Below are 4,205 nucleotides of genomic sequence, written 5' to 3'. Positions count from 1 at the left end.
CAGCTGCTGGTGGACAATTTGTTGCCAAAGAAGTAGAGTGGAAATGTTATCCTAGAGCGTATTGATAAGAGTAGGAATGTGTGGATTGCCTAAGGTTAAGGGTTAAAATCCAAAAATAAAGGTTTGGATTCTCTTTAGAATAAATAGATAGCTTACTACAAGCATAAAGCCTTTTGCAATGACAGAAATAATAAAAAACAAACAATATAGATTGTTGCACCAAATTCGTGATTTGTCTTGTAAGGAAGAAGGAAGGTTGAACGGACATATTTAAATATATGTGAATGATTTAGTAAATATGTAAATGTAGAATCCATCCTAAAGCAATAGGGGCAGTAAAAATTTACACAAAGTTGTTTTTTAAAAAATCTTAACTTGCTAAACTTGGATTACTTTTTGCTTAAAACACAAAAAGTACTTACGAAGGTGGCCTTATGATAAAAATAACACAAAAATGGGCATTTATCTTATGCCCATTCGTCCTTTCTGCCCCAATTTTTAGCAAAGAAATCACCTTTATTGCACGTCCATTCAGTAATGCAACAATGACTTGGGATGAATTCTTAGAACGTATTGAACAAAAGGCGTTAGATGAGGATTTTGTCCTTTTTCGCGGACGCAAAACAATTACACACAAGGCTTATCACCGATTTGCAAAAGAAAAACGAGAAGATTTAAATCAAGAAGGGGCACTTGTTGTCCTAAAAGATAAAATTATTGGAAATATCCGCTTCAGCGAGCTTGGTGGTGTTTCCATTGATACAAATTCTGCTTTTTTAAACTTTGACATTCGTTATTTAGAGACTTTGCACCATATTGGTGAAGGTGGAAACCTTTATGCGATGTGTGTCCTACCGCGTTACAATAAGTGTATTTTATTAGGCTACCCTGCTTTTGACCCTTCGTTACCACCTGTACCAAGAGAGTTTAAGCCACCCTACAGACCAAAACCAAAAACTGGAAGAATCAAGCAACATTCAAGTAATCCGCCCTACCCTTCACCTACTCAAAAACCACCACACGAATTACCAACCCTTATGAAACCGTCTACCAAACAACCCCAACCCACATTACCACCGACCTATTCTATCCCACTTCTTGATAAAGACCTACCAACGATTATGCCAAAGCAAACTACACCAAATCCTCCTCCACCTCAAACCAATACAAAACCACCCACTGATTCTAAATTACCAACGATTATGCCACCACCACAAAAACAAAATACATAACATAAAGTATTGTTTTTAAATTATTATATTTTTATTTTATCAAATTTTCTACAATTATTCTTTCTCCCCGCTTTATTTAGAAACAAATTAAGTAGCGATTTGATATAACTCTCCATCACCGCATTTATCGGGTTTTCACTTTGAATATCTGGCAATATTCCGATACAGGCTATTTAATCTACACGCTAGGTCATTAATTCTTCACTTTCTTAATAAGTTTCAAGCAGTAAACTATATACCACAGGCAACGAAACCCACATTTGTGAGAGGAACACAAAAACATTTTTACTTAAAAAGATAAGAGAAAATAAAAATAATCATATATATTGAAGTGAGCCGTTGGAATTTGTGTTAGAGTTTTGTTTCATAAATTCACAACTGTATTCTAATAAACCATATTTGTAATATTTAGTAACATTTATGATTAAAATCATAGATATTTTAAGTAAAGAAATCTTTTAAATTACTAAATTATTATATACTAGACAAGGAATTATTTTTCACATTCTTTATAATAGGAAAATTTAATGAAAAAACACAATATTTCAAATCTCACGCGCACACAAAAAATTCGCTCTATAATCGCAGCCAGCAGTGGGAATCTTGTAGAATGGTTCGATTTTTATATTTACGCATTTACTGCAATATATTTTGCCCATACATTTACTACCTCTGATAATCCCACAATTCAACAAATCAACGCCTTTGGAATCTTTGCCGCAGGATTCTTTATGCGTCCCATTGGCTCGTGGATTTTTGGCTCTCTAGCGGACAAAGTCGGACGTAAAAAATCAATGGTTTTTTCTGTTATCTTGATGGCACTTGGTTCTTTTATCATCGCAACACTACCGAGTAAGGATAGTGTGGGGGATTTGGCTATCATTTTGCTTCTTATCGCTCGTCTCATTCAAGGGCTTAGCGTGGGTGGTGAATATGGAATCGCCGCGACTTATCTCTCCGAGCTTGCCACAGAGGGTAAAAGGGGATTTTATTCGTCATTTCAGTATGTTACGCTTATTGGCGGTCAGCTTCTAGCAGTGGCGAGTATCAGCATTATGCTTCTCATCTTTACTGAAGAGGAAATGAGTGCGTATGCGTGGCGGATTCTTTTCATCATCGGGGGAATTTTAGCACTTGGCTCACTTTTTGTGCGTAATGTTATGGACGAGAGTGCTACTGAACTCCACAAGCACGAAGATAGAGGGACACTCAAAGCCTTGCTGAAATCTTACAAACCATTCTTGCTCGTGTTAGGTATTACGGCTGGAGGATCACTCGCATTTTATACTATCACAACTTATACAAAGATTTTTATTGTGAATGCAGGCATGGATAAGACATTAGCAAACAATGTCTTTCTCATTGCACTTTTTGTGTTAATGATATTTCAACCTCTCTTTGGGCTACTTGGAGATAAAATAGGACATAAGACTTCACTTATCATATTCGCAATTCTCGCACTCTTTGGAATCTATCCTATTTTTATGCTCCTTAATGCAAATATCCACAATGCCACGTTTGTTTTCGCCCTCATCGTGGCACTTTTCGTAATGCTAAGCTTCTATACTTCGGTAGCTGGAATCTTCAAGGCAAAGCTCTTCCCAGAGCATGTGCGTGCACTCGGCACAGGGCTAGGCTACGCTATCTCAAATGCAATATTTGGTGGCTCTGCTTCGTGGGTGGCATTACAATTCAAAAATGCAGAAATTGAAAATGGCTTTTTCATCTATGTAGCTATTTTAATGGCAGTGGTTCTCATCACAGCATTGTGCCTACCGAAAAAATCGGAGTTAAATTAGATAGCAAAAAATTTCTCATTCTTTCAAAATGCTTAAAATCAAGGCTTCAATGTGCAGGGCTTTAAATACTTATGTCGGCACAGCTTACGCCCTCACAGAAGATAAAAGGCTAAGAGTTGCAGGGTATACATGGTAAATACAACCTTTCACAAAGCAACACAATAAATCAGAACATTTTTGTTGAAGTGCGGAAAGTCGATGGTGAAAGTATTGAGAATGTCAAAGACTTTGCACCTGCACCTTACGAGGGGGCTGGTTTTGTGCTAGATGAAAAGAATGATTTGTATGTTTTTGGACAATGCACTTATGACAATGGGCTTGGAGAAAAGACCGCCACTTAAAGTATAAACAAGAGCATAATAGCAAATTCTTTGTAAGAGTAAATCCATAATATATAAGTAAAACCTATAGCATATATGGAAAATATACGAGATTCTAGCGCTAAAAAATAGAGTGTTTGAATGTCAATGCGATATATAATACATAGAGGCATAAACGCAAGTTTAAATATTTTAGAGCGTGGATGAAAGTTACTTAGGTTAGGAATTAGCTTATTAAACCATAAACAAAAAGCCTTTCGAGTCATCCAACATTAACTCTTCTTTTAGGCTTAATTACTTATTAAAGATTTCTTTTTGTGTTTTTTGTGATAGAGTGTCTTTGTGGTTTAAAAGTTTATCTTTAGATTTTTCTTTAACTTCTCTTATATCCGATTGTTCGCTTTGATTAGATTCTTTGCATATGGGTTTTATTTGTGGTAGAATTGAAGTGTTGGTTTAATGATAGAGGATTAGAATCCAGCGGTTCATTAGTTAAATTAGCACCGACACCTGTCTGCTGATTATCCAACTTTTTATTTCTGCTATCTCGGTAAGCAGTTATAATAAATTTGTTATCCTTTTTATTGCCTAAAATTAATGTATGTCTATTAGTTTTTATAGCTATTTTGTTATTTTCTATATGAGTGTCTATTATGCCTTTTTCCATAATCTCGTTTATCTCACTTGCAATATCTTTGAATTCTTTGCTATGTTTTTCCAAAATATGCCTTAATCCCATTTTCTCATTTCCCCAAACTAAATCAATATCCCCTAAGCCTTCTTTATAGAATGCTCCTGCAACTTGTGCATTAAACTCACCTTCACCTTTGAAAACTCTTGATTCTCTTAAAAGC

4 protein-coding genes are annotated in these 4,205 nt (G+C 35.5%); 3 read left to right on the top strand and 1 reads right to left on the bottom strand.

What is annotated here, in order from left to right; all coding sequences use genetic code 11:
- Positions 1-434: 434 nt before the first annotated feature.
- The 3 genes from CCZ01_RS09650 (at position 435) to CCZ01_RS09640 (ending at position 3,372) form a co-directional block, all read left to right on the top strand.
- Positions 435-1,232, top strand: coding sequence for a hypothetical protein (locus CCZ01_RS09650; protein ID WP_112053000.1), 798 nt, complete (start codon positions 435-437; stop codon positions 1,230-1,232).
- Positions 1,233-1,774: 542 nt separating this feature from the next.
- Complete coding sequence (locus CCZ01_RS09645; RefSeq protein WP_112053001.1) at positions 1,775-3,031, top strand: MFS transporter; 1,257 nt, start codon at positions 1,775-1,777, stop codon at positions 3,029-3,031.
- A gap of 116 nt (positions 3,032-3,147) precedes the next feature.
- Entirely contained in the window at positions 3,148-3,372 is a 225-nt protein-coding gene (locus CCZ01_RS09640) for a hypothetical protein (protein WP_112052999.1), read from the top strand.
- A gap of 385 nt (positions 3,373-3,757) precedes the next feature.
- Here CCZ01_RS09640 and CCZ01_RS10505 read toward each other — a convergent pair.
- A partial coding sequence (locus CCZ01_RS10505; protein WP_458692864.1) for a putative barnase/colicin E5 family endoribonuclease occupies positions 3,758-4,205 on the bottom strand: 448 nt, incomplete at its 5' end.

Origin of the sequence: Helicobacter monodelphidis, from assembly GCF_003288845.1 — a bacterium.
Taxonomy (GTDB): domain Bacteria; phylum Campylobacterota; class Campylobacteria; order Campylobacterales; family Helicobacteraceae; genus NHYN01.
The sequence above is the reverse complement of the archived record's forward strand: the minus strand, read 5'-3'. Positions and strand labels throughout refer to the sequence as shown.